The 18,305-nt window shown below is 72.9% G+C and carries 13 protein-coding genes; 5 read left to right on the top strand and 8 right to left on the bottom strand.

The window, feature by feature from the left end:
* Window positions 1-26: 26 nt before the first annotated feature.
* Window positions 27-1,085 carry an SRPBCC family protein gene (locus tag ACFWUQ_RS02815; RefSeq protein ID WP_384531856.1) on the bottom strand — a complete coding sequence of 353 codons (1,059 nt, stop codon included), beginning with the start codon at window positions 1,083-1,085 and terminating at the stop codon, window positions 27-29.
* Window positions 1,086-1,088: 3 nt separating this feature from the next.
* Window positions 1,089-1,964 (bottom strand): histone protein, encoded by an 876-nt coding sequence (locus tag ACFWUQ_RS02810; RefSeq protein ID WP_384531854.1) that lies wholly within the window; start codon window positions 1,962-1,964, stop codon window positions 1,089-1,091.
* A gap of 219 nt (window positions 1,965-2,183) precedes the next feature.
* Between ACFWUQ_RS02810 and ACFWUQ_RS02805 the strand changes: the two genes are divergently transcribed.
* Both ACFWUQ_RS02805 and ACFWUQ_RS02800 read left to right on the top strand, forming a co-directional pair.
* Window positions 2,184-2,555 carry a gas vesicle protein gene (locus ACFWUQ_RS02805; protein ID WP_384531852.1) on the top strand — a complete coding sequence of 124 codons (372 nt, stop codon included), beginning with the start codon at window positions 2,184-2,186 and terminating at the stop codon, window positions 2,553-2,555.
* A gap of 1,061 nt (window positions 2,556-3,616) precedes the next feature.
* A complete protein-coding gene (locus ACFWUQ_RS02800; RefSeq protein ID WP_384531850.1) occupies window positions 3,617-3,847 on the top strand; it encodes a DUF6480 family protein in 231 nt (76 codons plus the stop codon).
* Between the two features lie 13 nt (window positions 3,848-3,860).
* Here ACFWUQ_RS02800 and ACFWUQ_RS02795 read toward each other — a convergent pair whose 3' ends face one another.
* The 4 genes from ACFWUQ_RS02795 to ACFWUQ_RS02780 form a co-directional block, all read right to left on the bottom strand.
* The gene (locus tag ACFWUQ_RS02795) at window positions 3,861-4,520 is read right to left on the bottom strand and encodes a DUF5825 family protein (RefSeq protein ID WP_384531848.1); all 660 of its coding nucleotides are present in this window, start codon (window positions 4,518-4,520) and stop codon (window positions 3,861-3,863) included.
* 28 nt (window positions 4,521-4,548) lie between these two features.
* A complete protein-coding gene (locus ACFWUQ_RS02790) occupies window positions 4,549-6,450 on the bottom strand; it encodes a RiPP maturation radical SAM C-methyltransferase (protein ID WP_384531847.1) in 1,902 nt (633 codons plus the stop codon).
* 262 nt (window positions 6,451-6,712) lie between these two features.
* Window positions 6,713-8,560, bottom strand: a complete 1,848-nt coding sequence (locus tag ACFWUQ_RS02785) for a prolyl oligopeptidase family serine peptidase (protein ID WP_384531845.1) — start codon at window positions 8,558-8,560, stop codon at window positions 6,713-6,715.
* Window positions 8,557-9,819, bottom strand: a complete 1,263-nt coding sequence (locus ACFWUQ_RS02780; protein WP_384531843.1) for an MFS transporter — start codon at window positions 9,817-9,819, stop codon at window positions 8,557-8,559. Before ACFWUQ_RS02780 ends, ACFWUQ_RS02785 begins: the two co-directional genes overlap by 4 nt.
* Before the next feature lie 371 nt (window positions 9,820-10,190).
* On the opposite strand from ACFWUQ_RS02780, the gene ACFWUQ_RS02775 reads away from it, so the two are divergent.
* A complete protein-coding gene (locus ACFWUQ_RS02775) occupies window positions 10,191-10,622 on the top strand; it encodes a GNAT family N-acetyltransferase (protein WP_384531842.1) in 432 nt (143 codons plus the stop codon).
* Window positions 10,623-10,664: 42 nt separating this feature from the next.
* Here the strand turns inward: ACFWUQ_RS02775 and ACFWUQ_RS02770 are convergent, their stop codons facing one another.
* Together ACFWUQ_RS02770 and ACFWUQ_RS02765 are read right to left on the bottom strand one after the other, a co-directional pair.
* A complete protein-coding gene (locus tag ACFWUQ_RS02770; protein WP_384531840.1) occupies window positions 10,665-13,448 on the bottom strand; it encodes a LuxR C-terminal-related transcriptional regulator in 2,784 nt (927 codons plus the stop codon).
* A gap of 200 nt (window positions 13,449-13,648) precedes the next feature.
* Window positions 13,649-14,569, bottom strand: a complete 921-nt coding sequence (locus tag ACFWUQ_RS02765; protein ID WP_384531839.1) for an alpha/beta hydrolase family protein — start codon at window positions 14,567-14,569, stop codon at window positions 13,649-13,651.
* Between the two features lie 684 nt (window positions 14,570-15,253).
* Between ACFWUQ_RS02765 and ACFWUQ_RS02760 the strand changes: the two genes are divergently transcribed.
* A complete protein-coding gene (locus tag ACFWUQ_RS02760; RefSeq protein ID WP_384531837.1) occupies window positions 15,254-17,275 on the top strand; it encodes an RICIN domain-containing protein in 2,022 nt (673 codons plus the stop codon).
* A 155-nt stretch (window positions 17,276-17,430) separates the two neighbouring features.
* The gene (locus tag ACFWUQ_RS02755) at window positions 17,431-18,093 is read left to right on the top strand and encodes a hypothetical protein (protein ID WP_384531836.1); all 663 of its coding nucleotides are present in this window, start codon (window positions 17,431-17,433) and stop codon (window positions 18,091-18,093) included.
* Window positions 18,094-18,305 lie beyond the last annotated feature (212 nt).

The following is an 18,305-nucleotide window of genomic DNA, read 5'->3' as shown; positions in this document are numbered from 1 at the left end:
CGGCCCTTCTCGGCGACCATGTGCGGCTATCGGCGCGGACGGCTTGCTTCGTCCTCGTCGTCCTCTTCGGGGGCTCCCTCGTCTTCGTGCTCGTCCTCGGGGACCTCTTCGTCCTCGTACTCCTCCTCGTCCGCGCCGTCGGCGTACTCCCCGGTGTCCTCTTCGTCCTCTTCGCCCTCCTCAGGCTCCTCGTACTCCGCCCCTTCTTCTTCGTATTCGCCTTCCTCCTCATCCGTGTCTTCGTCGTCCGCTTCGCCCTCTTCTTCCAGTGCTTCTTCGTGTGTGCGGACCACTTCGCCGTCACGGATCTCGCCGCGCCAGCCCTCCGCCTCGTCGGTCGTGAGTGAGACGTGCCGAAGGAAGTGCTTGAGGTCCAAGCGCAGGCGTCGGCCTTGGGCGCGCCACAGGTTGCCGGTCTTTTCGAAGAGTCCGGAGGGGTAGTACTCGACGACCGCGACGATGCGGGTCAGCGTCGGACTGAGCTCGTGGAAGCTGACGCAGCCGCGTGTGGTGCCCTTGGGGCCTTCGGAGGTCCACACGATCCGCTCGTCCGGTACCTGCTCCTGCACGGTGGCCTTCCAGCCGCGTGTCGACGGTCCGACCTTGACTTTCCAGTCGCTGGTGGTGTCATCGTTGCGGGAGACGTCGCGTACACCTTTGGCGAAGCCGCTGAAGTCCTCGTACTGCGTCCAGTGGTCGTACACGGTGCGCAGCGGCAAGCCGACATCGAGGAACTCGACGATGTTGATGACTTTGCCGCCGCTCTTGCGGCCCTTCTTGCCTTTGCCGAACAGCTGCGAGGCGGCATCGGTCACCTTGTCTTTGAGACCGCTGAAACCTTGGCCCATCATCGCTTTGAAGGGCGAGTCGCCCTGCAGCATCCGCCCCCCGATGCCGACGACGTCGGACAGCTTTCCGCTGCCTTGCGCGACGTCCTGGAGCTGGTCGGTGACCTCCCCCAGCTTGTCCGTGGCCTTGTCCGCGAGCTGCCCGGCCTGTGCTCCCAGGAACGAGGTCAACTCTTCGAGCAGCTGGTCGAGCCCGGACTTGGGCTCTTGTGCGCTGGCGCGGTCTGACTTCGTCATGACCTACCTCCGCGTGGACGGCTTGCGGCCCGGCGTCTTCTTCGCCGCAGTCTTCTTGGCTGCCGTTTTGCGTGCCGGAGTGCGCGCTGCGGTCTTCTTGGCGGCTGTCTTGCTCGCCGGACCGCGCGCCGCGGTCTTTTTCGCCGGGGCCTTCGTCGCTGTCTTCTTCGCGGCTGCGGGCTTGGACGGGGTCTTCGTCGTCTTCGCAGCGGTCTTCTTCCCCGCGGATTTCCGAGCCGGGTGCGGCGGCTCTGCGGGAGCCGCGCGGCGCGCCCTGCGCGCGGGTGCGTCCTGGGTAGCCCTGGTCCGGGTCGGGGGCCGGCCGCGCCTGCGAGGCGGGGGCTCCTCCTCAGGTTCCTCTTCTTCCTCGGGCTCCTCTTCCTCGGGCTCGTAGCCGTCCTCAGCTTCCTCCTCTTCCTCCTCCTCGTCTGCCGCGGGCTCGTAGCCCTCTTCTTCCGTTTCCTCGTAGCCCTCCTCGTCCTCGTCCTCGCCTTCCGCTTCGGCTTCTTCTTCGTCCTCGTATTCCTCAGGCTCCTCCTGGTCCTCTTCATCTTCGGCTGCGCCGGCGCTGCCCAATTCGGAGGTCCGCTGGTGCAGCGAGCCGGCGAGGTCGGCGAGCTTGCGGTTGGCCGCAGCTGTCAGAGCCTTCTTGCCCGCATCCAGGGCTTCACCGCGAAGTTGGTCGCTTATCTCGGCGAACTGAGGCGTCTCCTTCAGCTTGGTGAGGCCCTGCGTCATGAGCTGGCCGGGCTCAAGCCCGAAACGACGGCCGGCAAGGTAGGTCGCCGCGGTGAACGCGAGGCGGCCCTTCTTTGTCCGTCCGAGTACATAGCCCCCGGCCACGGCGGCCGCGAGCGCGATTTTGGTCGAGTCCTGCATGAGCTGCTGTCCCTTCACCAGGGTGCTTGCGGGCTGTATGACGCTGCCCAGGACACCGTCTGGGTGGGTCTGCGGATGTGCCGACTGCTGTCTTGATGGCGCCGGCCGAAGTACGCCCCGCTCAGGCGGCCTGTATGCCGCCTACCCCCGATACGGAACATATTTCCCTATGGTGGAATTGTAGATTCCGCAAGCGGCAATCCCCCAGCGGAGCGACCGATGGCCGCAAAACCGGCACCACCGCGCAGAGCCCGTCCCCGCCCGACCGAGGAAGACGTCGAGACGCAGGACAGGACCCTGCGGCGCGCCTCCCCCAAGCGGAAGGGCGGAGTTCCCGGCGCGGCTTCGGCGATGCGCTCCGCCGCCGGGCAGCTGGCTCAACTCCTGGGCCGGACCCCCGACTCCGTCTCGTCCCTCAAACCGACGGAGGACGGCTGGCAGGCGCAGGTGGAAGTGGTGGAACTGGAACGCATCCCCGACACGACCAGCGTCATGGCCAGCTACAAAGTCGCTCTGGATCCGGACGGAGCGCTGGTCTCCTACGAACGGACCTGCCGATACAGCCGAGGCACGATCGACCGGCCGACATGACGGCAGGCAGCGCGCCTCAGGCTCCCCGACCCCACCGACCTTGACCCCAGCTGCGACACGGTACGGCGGTAGGACCGACGCCCCCGCTCTCCTCCGCCCCGCGCGCCCCGCCGCTCGTACCTCCCGTTGCTCATGCGTTCGGAGCAGCTCCGCTGGCCGCCGGCGGCATCCGCGATGGACGGTGGCAGCAGCGCCGCTTCATGGACGACGGCGTCCCCGCCGGGTGCCGCAAGGAGCCACATGACGTCCGAACGCAACACAGTCCTGCGCAGCCTCCACGATGTCGGGCTCGCCGCTTGGTTCGGCGGTTCACTGATGGGCGCGGTCGGCCTCAACCGCAGTGAAACACAATCCCAGGTCATGGAGAGAGAACGCGGCACTCGCCAGCTCCGGCTGGGCGAGGTGGACACCGGTCAGCGCTGCCGCGATCGGCATGCACCTGGTCGGCGCGGGCGCAATGCTCGGCGCCAACGCTGCCCGTGTCTCCACCCAGCAAGGTGTCGCCGCCTCCCCCTTGGCTAAGACCGTCCTCACCGGGGCCGCTCTCGCCGTCACCGCATACGCCCGGACGCTGGGAAGGAAGATCGAGCTGGTCTCCGTCGGCCTCCCCCAAGACGCAGAAGACGCCGAAGGCCGCCCCTACGACACGGTCAAAGCTGAACGTCAGCTTTCTTACACGCAGTGGGCGGTTCCCGCTCTCACGGGCGGCCTGCTGATCCTCAATGCCCTCCACCGGGCGGTCGGACAGGCTCGCCAGCCAGCGGACGGCGTGGCCGTACGCCTGTCGGAGCGCTTCCTCGCGCGCGTCCATACCTCGGACTATGGGACGGCCGCCGCCGCCCCGCAAGCGGCGGCCGGGGCGCGGCGCGGGCCCCGGATGCCGCGGGACACCGTGGCGCGGCGTCCCGGCGGTCCCGCCGTCCTCCGCCGCCCCTCCGCCGTCCTTCCGCCGCGTTCGGCCGAGGTATGGGCGGCCGGGGGCTGGGTAGGGGCCGGACGATCCCGGTGGCCGAGCCGAGAGGCCCGCGCGGCGGACCCGGCTCCGGGCGAGGAGGCCAGAGATGTCCGTACCGAGCCCCGACCGAGAATCGAGCAGCGCGTTCCAGCGGCCCGAGGAGCGCGGCGTGCCGCCGGGCGAGACGCCGGCCGGCGAGTCCAGCACCGGCTCCGGAACCGGCCCGTACCGCCCCCTGACCCGCGGCTGGTCCAAGGGGCCCCTGGTGGTGATCTGGGTGCTCGCGGTGGCCTGCGCCCTGTTCTTCCTCGCCTACGCGATCGTCCTGGACATCTGAGGGCGGCCGCCGATCAGATCACCAGCGGTGCCTCCGACCAGCGACGGACCTTGTACGGGGCCCACCACAGGCGGTCGCCGAGGCGGAGGACGAGGGTCTCGCCCATGAGGTCGTCCAGGATCGGCCGCGGGATCGCGTCCACGCGGGCGCCGTCGGTGAGGGCCTCGATCGCCTCGCGGTACTCCGGTTCGTCGATGGTGAAGCGGCGCAGCTCGCCGTAGCGCCGGTCGCGCACCTGGATGAACCCCGGGCCGTACCGGTAGACGCATTTGCAGATGTAGTACGTGGTGCGCCAGGCCAGCGCCGTCGCGGCCGGGTCGGCGGTGCCGAGGACGGCGGTCGGGGGGTGGAGGTGGCCGTAGTGGCGCCAGGCGTCGGCGTCCGGCCCGGTGTGGAGCTGCCAGTCGACCGAGACGGCGAGGCTGGACAGGTCGCCCACGAAGCTGAGCGCCCGGACCGCCCAGGCGGCGTCGGCGGGGTCGGTGACGTCGACCGGTCGGGGAAGGGTGACGTGCCGGGCGCCGGCGGCGAAGAGGCGCCGGGCGGCCTCGCCGCCGGGCAGGTCGATCTCGTAGCGGCCCAGGGACATGCTGGGCAGTGCGCCCACCTCGGGGTCGTAGTCCCGTGAGGCGGTCACCGTGAAGGCCGCGGGGCCGGTGCGTACTGGAGTCATCGTCGTCTCTCTGTCTGGCGGTCGGTCGTCAGGCGTTCGTCGCGGCGAGTTCGGTGTCGCGCGCGGACGTGTGCCGCATGAAGTCGATCCGCAGGAACTCCTCGTTGAGCGCGGGCGGTGCGATCTGCACGAACTGCCCGCTGTCCTCGAAGACCACCCCGAGGGCCCGCCACCGCGTCAGGACCGTCCGCAGCGCGTCCTCGCCCACCTGGTGGTCCCCGTGCAGCTTGCGGGCGGCCGCCTTCACCGTGTGCGGCTGGTCGAGCAGGCGGAACAGGGCCAGTTCGAACGGGTCGGTCAGTTCCAGGTGCGTCCAGTCGAAGGCCCGGCGCTTGCTGACCAGGACGATCCTGTCCTCCATGTCGCAGTGGGTGAGACGGCTGCCGGCGTAGTTCCGCCTCCAGTGGGAGATGCCTTCGTCGAGGCGGCGGACGACGTCCTCGCTGATCCCGCGCGGCGGCACGTCGAAGACGTACGCCAGGTCGAACATCTCGGCGTCGGGGAGGTCGTAGATGAGCCGGTACGGTTCGGCGGCGCGCAGTTCGGAGAATCCGAGCTCGGGCTTGTTGAAGTACGGGCTGAACCGCTCGATGGCGATCCGGGAGGACGGGCCGACGGGCGGGTTGAGGTGCTCCAGGGCGGCCAGTTGCGCGACCACATCGTCGTAGTCCTCGGCGTCCTCGCCGGGAAATCCGTGCAGGTAGTTCCAGGCCACCGAGAGGCCTACGGTCGCTGCGTCGCGCAGCATCCGGACGTTCTGGCCCCCGGTCACGCCCTTGTCCATCAGGGTCAGCACCCGGCTGTTGAGGCTCTCGATGCCGGGCTGGACGAAGATCAGGCCCGCGTCGGCGAGGGTCTGGAGCTGCCCGCGGCGCATGTTGGACTTGATCTCGATGTGCATGCGCAGGTCGTACCCGCTGTCGATGATGCGCGGCAGCACCGTGTTCACGTACCCCATGTCCAGGATGTTGTCGACGACGTACATGTCCAGGACCCGGTGCTTGCGCGCCAGTTCGATGATCTCGTCGTAGAACACGTCCGGGCTCTTGCTGCGGAACTGCATGAAGGAGCCGTTGAGCCCGCAGAAGGTGCAGTGGTGCTTCTCGCCCCACCAGCAGCCCCGCGCGCCCTCGACCACCAGCTTGGGCTCGACCCAGTGCCGTGCGTGGGAGGAGGCGAGCCGCTCGAAGTACCCGGTGTAGTCCGGCGGCAGGATCGAGGCGGGCGGCAGCGGCTTGGTGCTCATGGCGTTGACCACGGAGGCGCCGTCCGCGTCGCGCCAGCACAGCCCGGGTACCCCGGACAGCTCCTCGCCCTCGTCCAGTGCCCTGAGCAGGGCGGGGAAGGACACCTCGCCCTCGCCGCGCAGGACGTAGTCGACGAAGGGGAAGTTGCGGTGGACGCTCTCGCCCTGCTTGCCGTCGCAGTTGGCGCCGCCCATGGCCGTCGCGATGTGCGGGGCGAGGCGCTTGACGTACTTGGCGGCTGCCAGGGCGGCTGTGTTCTGCTGGAACGTCGAGGTGAAGCCCACCACGTCCGGGGCGAGTTCCACGATGCGCTCGGCGATGTGCTGGACGAAATCGGGCGCGGTCACGTGCAGCGCCTTCGTCATCTCCATGCGGGGCCCGCGCACCCGGCTGCTCATCGCTTCGGTGAACTCGGCGACCCGCCACTGGGGGTCGTCGTAGAGAGCGGAGGAGAAGACCCAGTCGCCGCATCCCATGAAATAGGAGCCGAGCGCGTAATAGGAGTAGTCCTCCAAAGTGAATTCCGTGTTCTTGGTGATCCAGTCCACGTAGTCGATATTGGCGTGCAGGACGTCCGCTGTTCCGTTCGGAACGCGCTCGTCGACACTGCGCTTGAGAATTCCGAGAGCCAGCGACGGGAGATCGATCGGGGCCCACGGCATGTTCACCAGGAGTACGCGCACGGCTGGCCTCTTCTCATCTGATCATGTGATCGGTGCAAGTCGGTCGTCGGTCGGGTATCCGGCCGGGGGCGCCGTCGCGGCACGCCCGGACCGGTCGGGGCCGGCCGCGCACGGAGTGCGGGACCGGCCCCTCGGTGCTACTTGTCCTCGTCCTCCATCTCCTCCGCGGAGCGGAGGTAGACGACGACACCGACGCCCGGCTTGCGGCTCTCCTCGTCGCCCGCGAGCGGGTCGCCGTGGATGATGTCCTTCTGCATGCTGTTCACCTCCTCTCCGGGTCCGGGGACGGCTCGGCCGTCGCGGGCGCCTGAGGCAGCCCGCGGCCGAGAAATCTGAGGGAGCGCCGGATCACGGCCAGGTGGTCGGCGCCGTCGTAGCCGTCGTGGCCCGAGTCCAGCCACATCAGCTCGTGGGCCACACCGCCCGCGCGCAGCACGGCCAGGTACGCCTCGATCTGCTCCGGCGGGCACTTGGCGTCCCGCCGCGCGGCGACGATGAGGAGCGGGGCCCGGATGGCGGCGGCGTACGAGGACGGGGAGGCGTGGGCGTAGGCCTCGGGCACCTGGTCCGGGGTACCGCCGAACAGCGCGGTGTCCAGCGCCTGGAGGGCGGGCGTGGAGTGCCGGAACGCCGTGGCGCAGTCGGCGAGCGGTTTGACGGCGACCCCCACGTCCCACAGGTCGGGGCGGGTTCCCATGGCCAGAAGCGTCAGATAGCCGCCCCACGACGTCCCGCACAGGCCCACGGCGCCCTCGCGGCCGATCCCCCGGTCCAGCAGGTCGGCCCGGACCCGCACCAGGTCGGCGACCTGGGTGTGGCCGACGCCCTCGGAGTGGGCGGAGCGCCACCGCGGCCCGTAGCCGGTCGAGCCCCGGTAGTTGACGCGGGCCACGGCACAGCCCGAGCCGACGAGGGCCTGCACCATGGGGTCGTAGGCGTCGCGGTCGTGGTCGGCCGGGCCGCCGTGGACGAGGAAGACCAGCGGGTGCGGCGCGGGGCGGTCGGCGGGTGCGGTGACGAAGGTGTGCACGGGGCCGTCGGGCCCGGCCGTCCACAGGTCCTGGCGGTGGCCGAACCGGGGCAGGCGCCACTGGCTCTGCCCGGGCAGGGGCGCACCCGACAGGGACAGCGCGCGCGGCACGTTCACCGCGTCGGTCCAGATGAAGTGCACGTCGCCGTCGGCGGCCGCGGAGGCGTCGAGGACGCTGCCCTCCGGGGTGGGCACCGGTGTCAGCCGGCGGCGGTCCAGGTCGGCGGTGAACAACCGGCTGCGGCCGTGCCGGTCCTGCCGGAGGAGGACCCGCGCCGCGCCCGGGCCGGGGTACCAGCGGGCGGTGGTCTCGGTGTCGAACGAGCACCAGGGCAGCAGCTCAAGCCCGCGCTCGGGGGTCCAGGTGCCGAGGTGGTAGCGGCCGGCCCGCTCGCGCATGACCAGCAGCAGGCGGCGGCCGGGCACGGGTCCCGGTCCGGACGGCGCCCCCGTACGGGGTAGCGGTTCGCCGGGGGGCGCGAAGCCGAGCGCCCAGGTGCGCTCCCTGGTGCCGGAGAGCACCGCGACGACGGTGCCGTCCGGGGTCAGGAGTGTCACGGCGCGGTCGGAGTGCGCCGGTCCGGAGAGGGCCAGCAGCCCGCCGTCGGGCGCCAGGTCGCACAGGGCGCCGGGTTCGTTGGTGCGCAGGACGGGTGTGCCGGTGCCGCCGCGCCGCCCCGTGTGCACGGTGAGTCCCTCGGGGCTCCGGATGCCGACGGCCACCGCGCCACCGGCCGCCAGCGCCAGCCCGGCGGGCCGCCCGTACGGCACCCCGGCCAGCGCAGGCCGGTCCGGGCCGCCGTCGAAGTCCTGGGTGCGCCAGCAGCCGCTGCCGCCGCGGTCCTCGTCGAACCACCACACGGCCTCGTCGTCGTCGACGGCGCACAGCAGGGTGCCGTGCGGACGGTTCGTCAACTGCCGTTCGACGCCGGTGGAGCGGTCCCAGGCGAAGATCTCGCACCGGCCGTCGGCGTCCCCGGTGTACACCATCCGGTCCGGGTCGCGGGGACTGATCACGGGCAGCACGGGCCGGTACACGCCGTAGGCGCGCGCGGCCGCCTTCGCCTGCGCCGGCGTCACGGCGCCTCCCGGACCACGAGCCCGGCTCTGGCGGTCGCGTACAGCGCCAGCCCGGCGAACGCGCCCGCGCAGCCCAGCGCCACCGTACGGCCCCCGTACGCCGCCACCAGGACCCCCGCCGCCACGGGCGCCAGGACGGCGACGGCCTGTCCGGCGGTGCCCAGCACCGTCCCCATCCGGGCCAGCAGCCGGTCGGGGGTGATGAGCACCGCCCGGGTCTGGAGTACGACCGCGACGGACGGCACGATCAGCGACACGCCGCCCAGCAGCAGCCCGTAGGCCCAGGTCCCGGACGCGGACGCGAGCCCGGCCGCCGTCGGCACCATGGCCCAGGACGCGCCCGTCACGATCCGCGCCGCCGGGACCCGCCGCACCAGCCAGGGCGCGGCGAGTGCGCCCAGCAGCCCGCCGACGCCGGCCAGGGTGAGGATGAGCCCGATCGAGGAGGGGCTGGCGCCCTGGGCGTGGGAGGCGAACACGGCGTGGTAGTACAGCGCGCCGAGCAGGGCGTTGATCCCCGCGGTCCAGACCACCACGAAGCGCAGGAAGGGCTCCGCGCACACGAAGCGCAGCCCCTCGGCGAGGTCACGGGCGAAGGACGCGGGCGGGCCCTCCCGTTCGGGCGTCAGGTCCGTACGGATCGCTCTGCTGAGCAGCGCCACCAGGAGGAACGAGAGCGCGTCCGCGAGCAGCGGCACCCAGCGGGCCAGCTGGTAGAGCACACCGCCCAGCGTCGGCCCGACGATCTGCACCGCCTGGTCCCGAGCCTGCAGGTACGCGATGCCCCGGGCGTACTCACCGGGTGGCAGCAGCCGCCGGATCGCCCCGGAGGCCGCCGCGGCGTAGGTGGCGCCGGCCGCCTGCTCGACCACGGCCGCGAGGAGTACGTGGACGAGGACGACACGGCCGAGGGCCACGGCCGCGAACAGCGACCCCATGGCGCCCGCGGCGACCAGGGCGGCCGTGTACATCATCGGCTTGCGCGGCCACCGGTCGGCCAGCACGCCCGCGACGGGCGAGACCACCAGTCCGCTGACGAGTGCCACTGATGCGACGAGTCCGGCGAGCCCGGCCGAATAGCCGGCGCCCAGCAGGATCAGCGGAAGGAAGAGGGAGGAGGCGCAGGTGCCGAGACCGTCGACGGCGCCCGCTGTCCAGAAGAGGCAGAAATCTCGTCTGCGTAACGGGGAGGAAGAAGGGGATGGGCTTAAGGGTAATTCAGGGCCGGAAGGTCTTAATTTCTCCTCGGCCTCACCCATCAAGAATCCCGCTCTAACGGTAATTCTGACGCGGACGCACCCACAATGCCCCCTGAAATATATGGACTTACGGCCGCTGAGGGGGCGATCGTATCGAACGGAGACACGCGTCACAACACCTTCGTTCGAATGGGATTCTTGATCAAGGAACGGCGCTTTTCGGGGCGCCGGAAAACACCTCTCCACCAGGAGGGCACCGGCGCGGCGACCGCGCTCCCCGCGGCGACCGGGGGGCCGGGGACCGCGGCGCGGACGCGGCCCCGCCGTCCGCGATCCCGCCGGGACGCGTCGCGTGAGTGCCCCCGGCAGCCCGCACCGCCCCCGCTGAAAACCGCTGGCCGCGAGGGCGTCCGGATTGCTTGGATCACGGCATGGACCACGACCTCCCCGCCGGGTACGAGATCTCCACCGACCCGGCCCGGCTCGACGCCGCCCTGATCCACCGCTGGCTCTCCGAGGACTCGTACTGGGCCCTCGGCCGCAGCCGCGCGAAGCAGGATTCGGCCATCGCGCACTCGCTGAACTTCGGTGTGTACGAGAGCGCTTCGGGCGCCCAGCACGGCTACGCCCGCGTGGTCACGGACATGACCACCTTCGGCTGGCTCTGCGACGTGTTCATCGCCCCCGACGCCCGCGGCAAGGGCCTCGGTACGGCACTGGCCCGGGCGGTGCGCGAGCACCTCGAACCGTACGGGCTGCGGCGGATCCTGCTGGCGACGGCCGACGCCCACGAGGTGTACGCCCAGGTCGGCTTCACCCCGCTCGCGCACCCGGGGAAGTGGATGGCCCTCGGCGAGCAGTGACGCTCCGCGGTACGGGGCCGCGCGCGGCGCCGCGGGCGGCGCTCAGCGCCGGGCCGCGCCCGCCCCGGACCCGGGTACGGGCTCCGTCCCGGCCGGGTCCGCGGACGCGCGATCCAGCAAGCGGGCCAGGTCGAACCGCGAGCGCACGCCCAGGAGGGCGAAGACGTTCCGCAGGTGGTGGTCGACGGTACGGGGGCTGAGCGAGAGCCGGCTCGCCACCTCCCGGTTCGTCGCGCCCTGCGCCACGCACCGGGCGATGCGCTGCTGCTGCGGAGTCAGCTGGTCCAGCGGCCCGGGACCGCCCTCCACCGGCACCGCCTCACCCGCGGCCCGCAGCTCCCCCGCGGCCCGCTCGGCCCAGACGCGGGCGCCGCAGCGTTCGAAGGCGACCAGCGCGTCCCGCAGGGGGCCGCGCGCCTCCCTCGTCCTGCGCTGCCTGCGCAGCCACTGCCCGTAGAGCAACCGGGTGCGGGCGCCCTCGAAGTCACCGCCCGCGGCGGCGTGGTGGCCGAGTGCCTCCTGGTAGCGGGCGGCCGCCTCATGGGCGGGAGCCAGCAGTGCCCGGCACCGCGCGAGCTGGGCGGGGGCCTGGGGGTCCGCGGTAGCGGCCGCCCACCGCGCGAACTCCTCGACCGCCGCTGCCGCCGCCGCGGTCCCGGCCCCGCGGCCCGCGAGCGCCGCGGCCTCCACGAAGCAGGGCACCAGCAGCATCCGGGCCGCGAAGTGCCCGCGCAGGGGCCCGGGAGCGACCAGTGGCCGGAGCCGGGCGGCGGCCTCGGCGGACCGCCCCTCGGCCAGGTCGGCGCGGGCCAGCGCCCAGGTGGCCAGGGTGGCGGCCTGGGCGAGGCCGTGCGGACCGGAGACCGACGCCGCGGCCCCGGCATGCTCGGCGCACGCGGCCGCACCGCCCTCGACGGACGCGGCGAGGGCCAGCACGGCGTGCAGGTGCGCCGCCTTGTTGCGCTGGCCCAGCCGGTGGGCGGCCGGCAGTCCCTCCTCGGCGTGGGCGCGGGCGCGCGCGTGCCGGCCTGCCCGCAGTTCGGCGTACGCGAGGTGCTCCAGCGCCTGCGGCAGCAGGGACTCCGGTCCGTGGACGCGGACGGCGGCCAGCGCCCTGGCCCCCGTCCGGCACGCCGTGTCGATCTCGCCGAGGACGAGCGCTGCTCCCGCCGTACGCAGCAGGGCGGCCGGATCGGCGGCGGTCTCGGAGCCGGGCCGGACGCGCAGCAGGTCCCGGCCCTCCCCGCGCGGCCCGCCACCGAGGACCGCGCACAGCCCGGTCCGGTACCGCTCCAGCGCCGGGTCGGGCTGCGGGGCCGGTATCCGGCGGAGCGCGTCCAGGCAGGCGGGCACGTCCCCCATCGCCCACGCGGCCTCCAGCGCGCCCAGCAGGGCCTGCACGGCGCGCTCGGCGTCGTACGGGGCCAGCAGCGCCGACGCGGTGAGCAGCGCTTCCAGGGCGTCGGCGGCCGGCCCGTCGCGCAGGGCGAGGAGCCCGCGCACGTAGTGGGCGTGCCCGGGCGCCGGTACGGCGCGCACCTGGGCCAGGAGGTCACGGGCCCGTCCCGGGTCCCCGCCGTGCCAGGCCTGCTCCGCCGCGGCGGCCAGCCGGGCGCCGCGCAGGGTCTCATCAGCGGAGAGCAGCGCGGAGCGGGCCAGCGCGACGGACCGCTCCGCGTGCGGCCGGGGAGCGACGGCGGCCCGTACCAGCGCCCGTGCCAGCGCCGGGTCGTGGCCGTCCGCGGCACAGGCCTGCTGGACGAGGCGCGGAAGTGCGCGGTGGGGGCCGTCGAGCAGCGCGGCCAGCAGGAGGTGCGCGGCGCGGCGGCGGGCGACCGGGACGCCGCGCAGCAGCGCGGCGCGCAGCAGCGGGTGGGCGAAGTGGACCCGTGCGCCGTCGTCGTGCACGGCGCCCGCCCGCTCGGCGGGTTCCAGGCGGCCGGGGTCGAGCCCCGCCGCCTGCCCGGCGCGGGTCAGCAGCGCCGCGTCCGCGCCGGTGCCGTGGGGTTCGTGCTCCTGCGCGGCGGCGGCGAACAGCAGGAGCAGGCGGGTGTCCCCGGGCAGGCTGTCGAGGAGGGCGGTGTAGGCCTCCCGTATACGCCCGGTCCCCGGCAGGGGGCGCGGAAGAGGGGCGCGGCCCGCCAGTTGGTCCGGGGTGAGCCGTGCGGCCGCCGCGCTGAGGATCGTCGGATTCCCGGCCGCCTCGCGCCGCAGCTCCTCCCGTACGGCGGGGGCGGTTCGCCCGTCGGTCAGCCGGTCGACGAGGGCGGTGGCGGCCTGTTCGTCGAGCGGGCCCAGCCGGAGGCGCTCCAGGCCGCCCAAGTGGTCGTCCGCTTCCGGGTACTGGCCTTCGGTGATCAGGAGGCAGACTCCGCGGCCCGGGTCGAGGCGACGGGCGGCGAAGCCGAGCGCGGCCCGCGAGGCGCGGTCCCAGAGGTGGGCGTCGTCGACGCAGACCAGTAGCGGACGGCGCTGCCCGAGGGTGTGGAGCAGGCCGAGGAGTGCGGTGGGCGCGAGGTCCGGGCGCAGGACGTCGGCGGCCCGCGGGGGGAGCGGGTCGGGAGCCGAGCAGAGCAGGGCGTGCAGACCGCTGTACGGCAGCGGCTGTTCGGCGGGCGCGGCGCGGGCGTGCAGGACGGGCCCGTCGCGGTAGCCGTCCACGGCGTGCCGCACGAGGGCCGTCCGGCCCAGGCCGGGCGCAGCCCCGAGGACGAGCGTGCTGCCGCAGCCGTGTCTCAGGCGGCTCAACATGGAGTCCAAAGCTGCCAGTTCGCCACTGCGGCCGTAGAGCGTGAGCGGTTTGCGCACGGTCGTCGATGAGGTCACGGCCGTGTACGTTACGGGCGCGTAACCGGGCCCGGAAGTCTCGCGTCCGCACGTACCTCGGCGGCCGCGGACACGCTGGACCGGCTCCCAACGGGAGCGGCCCTCCGCTGTGCGGCGGTACAGGGCGTACCCGCGTACGGCGGTCGCCGGCGGCATCGCGGGCGTCCCCGCCGCTGCCACCGGCGACCGGCCGGCGGGTGTCAGGAGGTGTGCGGGCAGGTGCCGCGGTACTCCTCGATGGTCAGGCTCGGTCGCGGCAGCGGGCAGAGGAACTGCTCGTAACGGGTGTCGTTGTCGATGAACCGCTTGAGCCAGGAGAGGCTGTACTTGGCGATGGTCGTGTTCGAGGTGTTGGGCGTGGTGTGCGTGGCGCCGTTGAGTTCCAGGTACGCCTTGTCGAGGGTGCTGGGCAGCGAGGTGTAGAAGGGCTCCGAGTGCGAGGAGACGGGGGCGATGGTGTCCCCGTCGGCGCCCACCACCAGCGTGGGTGTCCGCACCTCGGACCACGTCTTGTCGGTGTTCCATCCGGTCAGCGGGATCGCCGCCTGCAGCGACGGGCGCGTCTTGGCGGCCTCCAGGGCGCCGCCGCCGCCCATCGAGTGGCCCATGACGCCGAGCCGCGTGCTGTCGACGCGGGTGCGGACGGCGCTGCTCCCGGTCAGGTAGTCGAGCGCCGCGAGGAGCTGCTCGCCGCGGCTGGAAGGCTGGTCGTAGCGGGAGTTGGTGTCGATGGTGAAGACGACGAAGCCCTGTGAGGCGAGGCGGGGGCCGAGCCAGGCGATGGTGGACTGGCTGGCGGTGAAGCCGGGCGAGATGGCGATGGCCCCGAAGGTGCCGTCCGCGGTGGCGGTCGGGTAGTAGATGGTGCCGCCGCCGAAGCCCGAGACGCTCAGCGAGGAGACGGTGGCCTGGCCGACGGCGTAGGTGCCGCGGGAGGCCTCGATGCTCGCGACGGTGGGGGCGGGTCCGCGTTCGTACGGGTTGTCGGCGGCGTGGGCGCTCGGTATCAGCGCGGTGCACAGGGCGCCGGCCAGCAGGGTGGAGGCCAGGCCCGTACGGACCGTGCGCGAGCGGAACTTCGCGGTGGCCCGGCGGCGCGGGAGGAGGGGGAGGTGTCGCACGAGGGGGTCCTCTCGGTGGTGGGGGGAGCCACGCCGGCGGGGGGATCGGGTACCGCGGTCCCCGGCTGTCGGGCGCACCGGGTGGCTACCGCCGCGTGAGTCGGCGGTAGGGACACGGTGGCGGCGGACCCGGGGCGCGCACATCGGCGACTTCACCGGTTCCGCGGCGCGGGCGGCGCGGGGCGCCGAGGCGCGGACCGCTGCACGGCGGGCGGGCGGCGGGCGGCGGGCGGCGGCCGGGCAGGCGATGGAGCACCGGGCGCGCCAACACCGTGCCCGGGAGGCGGAGTCCGGTCCCGTGGAGCCCTGCGGCACGCACCGGAGGGCTCGGTTCCTCACAGCTCGTGACGAAGAGAATTCGACAGGTGATAAATAGGTGAATCCCTGACTGAATTCCCGTCAATAAGCCTCAAAGCTTATCTCGATTTGATAACAACCGGTTCGAAAAGGCCTGGACCATTGATGCGCGACGCGCGTAACTACCTTGATTTTGCTGCATATTGATGGTTCGTCAAATTATGCACACAGGTAACGGAACGATATCTCGGACCACACCCCTCTTTGTCCGAATTCTCCGGCGCATTCGTCTGGCAGGCTTCCGCGCACCCACCTATCCGACTTCGATTTGAGGTGCCCATGACAGGACGTCGCAGACGGCGTGAACACCGCCGCAAGCCCCGGCGGTTGATACTCGTCACCGCCGCCATGGCGACGGCGGCGGTGATCGCCACCGGTATCGCCTACTCCGGACTCGGCGACGACGCCCAGGCAGTGGCTCCCGTCCAGGCGGCGGAGGCCGCCGCCCCGGCCGCCGCGCCCGCACGGGACCAGGAGCCCGAACCCGTCGCGGCCGCGCCCGCCAACGAGGACGCGCGGGGCATGGTCTACAACGGCCTCCAGGCCGCCCCGAAGGGCGACCCCTGCGTCGGGGTGTTCCGTACCGACGCCGGGCACTGCACGCACGGCCCCGACGCCCCGCCCAAGGGCGTCGACATCAAGAAGGACATCCCGCCGGCGGTCAAGACCACGGCGCCCGCCGCCGACCCGGCCCGGCCCGCGACCGACGACCCGGCCACCACGGAAGGCGGCGGGCGTCCTCAGGACGCGCCCGCGGCCGACGCCGGCAGCGCCGCGGCCACCGCCCCCGAGCCGGCCCCGGCCGCCGCGGCCCAGGGCCAGGCGGTCGCCGCCGGCCCCGCCGGGCAGACCGTCCAGTGCGAAGGCGACGGCAGCACCGGCAACCGCGTCCAGGTCGTCTACATCCACGGCCCGGGCCGCGACCGGTACTCCGAGTACGTCGCGTCCTTCCGCAAGTGGGCGGCCGATGCCGACCTCATCTACTCGGCCAGCGCCCAGGAGACCGGCGGCGTGCGGCACATCCGCTACGTGACGGCCGCCGACTGCACCCCGACCGTGCTCAACATCGAGCTTCCCGACGCGGCAATGGGCGAGTTCAGCGCGACCAACCGCGCACTCGCCGCCAAGGGCCTGGACCGCCGCGACCGCAAGTACATGATCTTCGCTGACTCGCAGGTCTACTGCGGCATCGGCACGTTCAACGGCGACGAGCGCCCCGGTCAGGCCAACCTGAGCAACTTCGGGCCCTCGTACGGGCGCACCGACTCCGGCTGCTGGGGCGGCCACACCGCCGCGCACGAACTGGGACACAACCTCGGCGCCGTCAACAACAGCGCCCCGAACACCAGCCGCGGCGCGCACTGCACCGACGAGTACGACGTCATGTGCTACTCGGACTCCCCGTACTACCCCAAGATGCGCAGCATCTGCACCAACCAGGCCGCCGAGAACATCCTCGACTGCAACCACGACGACTACTTCCACACCAGTCCGAAGTCCGGCAGCTACCTGGCCACGCACTGGAACATCGCGGACAACCAGTTCCTGATGCGCGCGAAGGGCGGCGGTGGCGGCACGGACCCCGGTCCCAACCCCTCCCCGACTCCGACCACCAAGCCGACCGCCAAGCCCACTCCCGGTCCGACCAAGCAGCCCACCGGCGGCCCGGCCGTGACGGCCAACCAGATCCGCTCGGACTCGGCCGTACTGAGCTGGCCCAAGGTCGAGGGCGCCGCCTGGTACCAGGTCGTCCTGGACGGCAAGCACCTGACCTGGGTCCAGTCGACGGCGCTGCGCGTCTACAACCTCCGGCCCGACACCTCGTACAAGGTCACCGTCTCCGTCCGCTACGGAACCGGCAAGGACAGCGGGCCCGGCAAGGCCACGTCGTTCCGCACGGCCGGCACCGGAGGCGGCGCGACGACCCCCGGCACCCGTTACCTGCTCGGCAACGGCAGCACGGGCATGGCCGCCGAGGTCTGGGGCGGCCGCACCGGCGACGGCGCGGTGCTCGTCGGCGGCCGCGCCAACGGGTACGCGCAGCAGCAGTGGTTCTTCGACGACGCGGGCAGCGGGCAGGTCCGGATCCGGTCCGCCGTCTCCGGCAAGTGCCTCCAGCCGGGCGGTACTCCGGCCGCGGGCATGTGGGTCGCGCAGCAGCCCTGCGGCTCCAACGGCGCCCAGGCCTGGCGACTGACCTCCCGCGGCGGCGCCATGACCGTCACGGATCCCGGGGGCAGTTTCGCCCTCACCGTCAGCAGCCGCCCGTACTACGGGACCTGGCTGCTGGACCTCCAGCGCGCGGACGGCCGCCCGGCGCAGCTGTGGAACGTCCAGAAGGCCGGCTGACCGGCCGCCCGTCCGGCCGCTCGACGGCGTGGCGCCGTGACGGCGCCACGCCGTGACGGCCTGACGACATGTGCGTGCACCACCCCGGCGGACGGTCGCGCCACGCGGCCGTGCGCCGGACCCCTCCCACCTCGACCGACCGGAGAACCGCGACGATGCGCATACGAATCGCCTTCTCGACCGTCCTGGCCGCAGTCGGCCTGCTGCTCCTGGCCCCGACCCCCGTCCACGCCCACGGCGACACCGTGAAAGTGGTGGTGACCGGGCAACGGGAGGGCCGTGTCACCGTCGACGTCACCTGGGAGAACGACGGGGACGCCGTGGAGGAGTCCGTCGCGGCCACCGTGAACGCCGTGAGCGTCGACGGGTCCCGCACACTCGGGCCCTGGCGCCTGGTGCGCGACCGCGCCGCGTCCCCGGCGAGCTGGACGACCACGGAAGTGCTGCCGCCCGGGATATGGAAGGTCGGCGTCGACGTGGGGTTCCCGGCTCTCGGACACGGTGAACTCGAAGTCGCCGTGCCCGTGGTGGACCCGGCACCGCCGGGCGCCACCCCACCCGGCACCGGTGCGGCCACGGCTCCCCCGGTGGCCGGGCCCTCGTCGCCGGTCGCGTCCGCGTCGCCGTCGTCGCCCTCGTCGCCGTCGTCGCCCTCGTCTCCGTCCGCCACCGCGTCGCAGGACGCGGAGTCCGCCTCCGCATCCTCCGGCCAGGCCGTCTGGTGGACCACCGCCGGCGTGGCGGCCACCGCCCTGGCCGGCGCCGCCGCCGGTGTCCTGATCCGGCGCAGACGGATTCGCCGCGGCGGGTGCCGCTGAACGGCCGGCCGGTGAGAGGCCGCGCCGGGCGGTCCGCGCGACCGCCCCGGAAGCGGCCGACCGGCCCGGGAGCGAGCCGACCGGCCCCCGGAGCAGCGGATCGGTCCCGCCACGCTGCCGCACCGCCGCCCCGCGCACACCGGCCCCGCCCACCACACCGGCCCCGCCCAGCGGGAACCCCCGCGCCGCCCTGCGCGTCGTACCGGGCACGT

This window comes from Streptomyces sp. NPDC058662 (assembly GCF_042716255.1).
Classification (GTDB): Bacteria; Actinomycetota; Actinomycetes; order Streptomycetales; family Streptomycetaceae; genus Streptomyces.
This window is presented reverse-complemented; position numbering and strand designations above follow the sequence as displayed.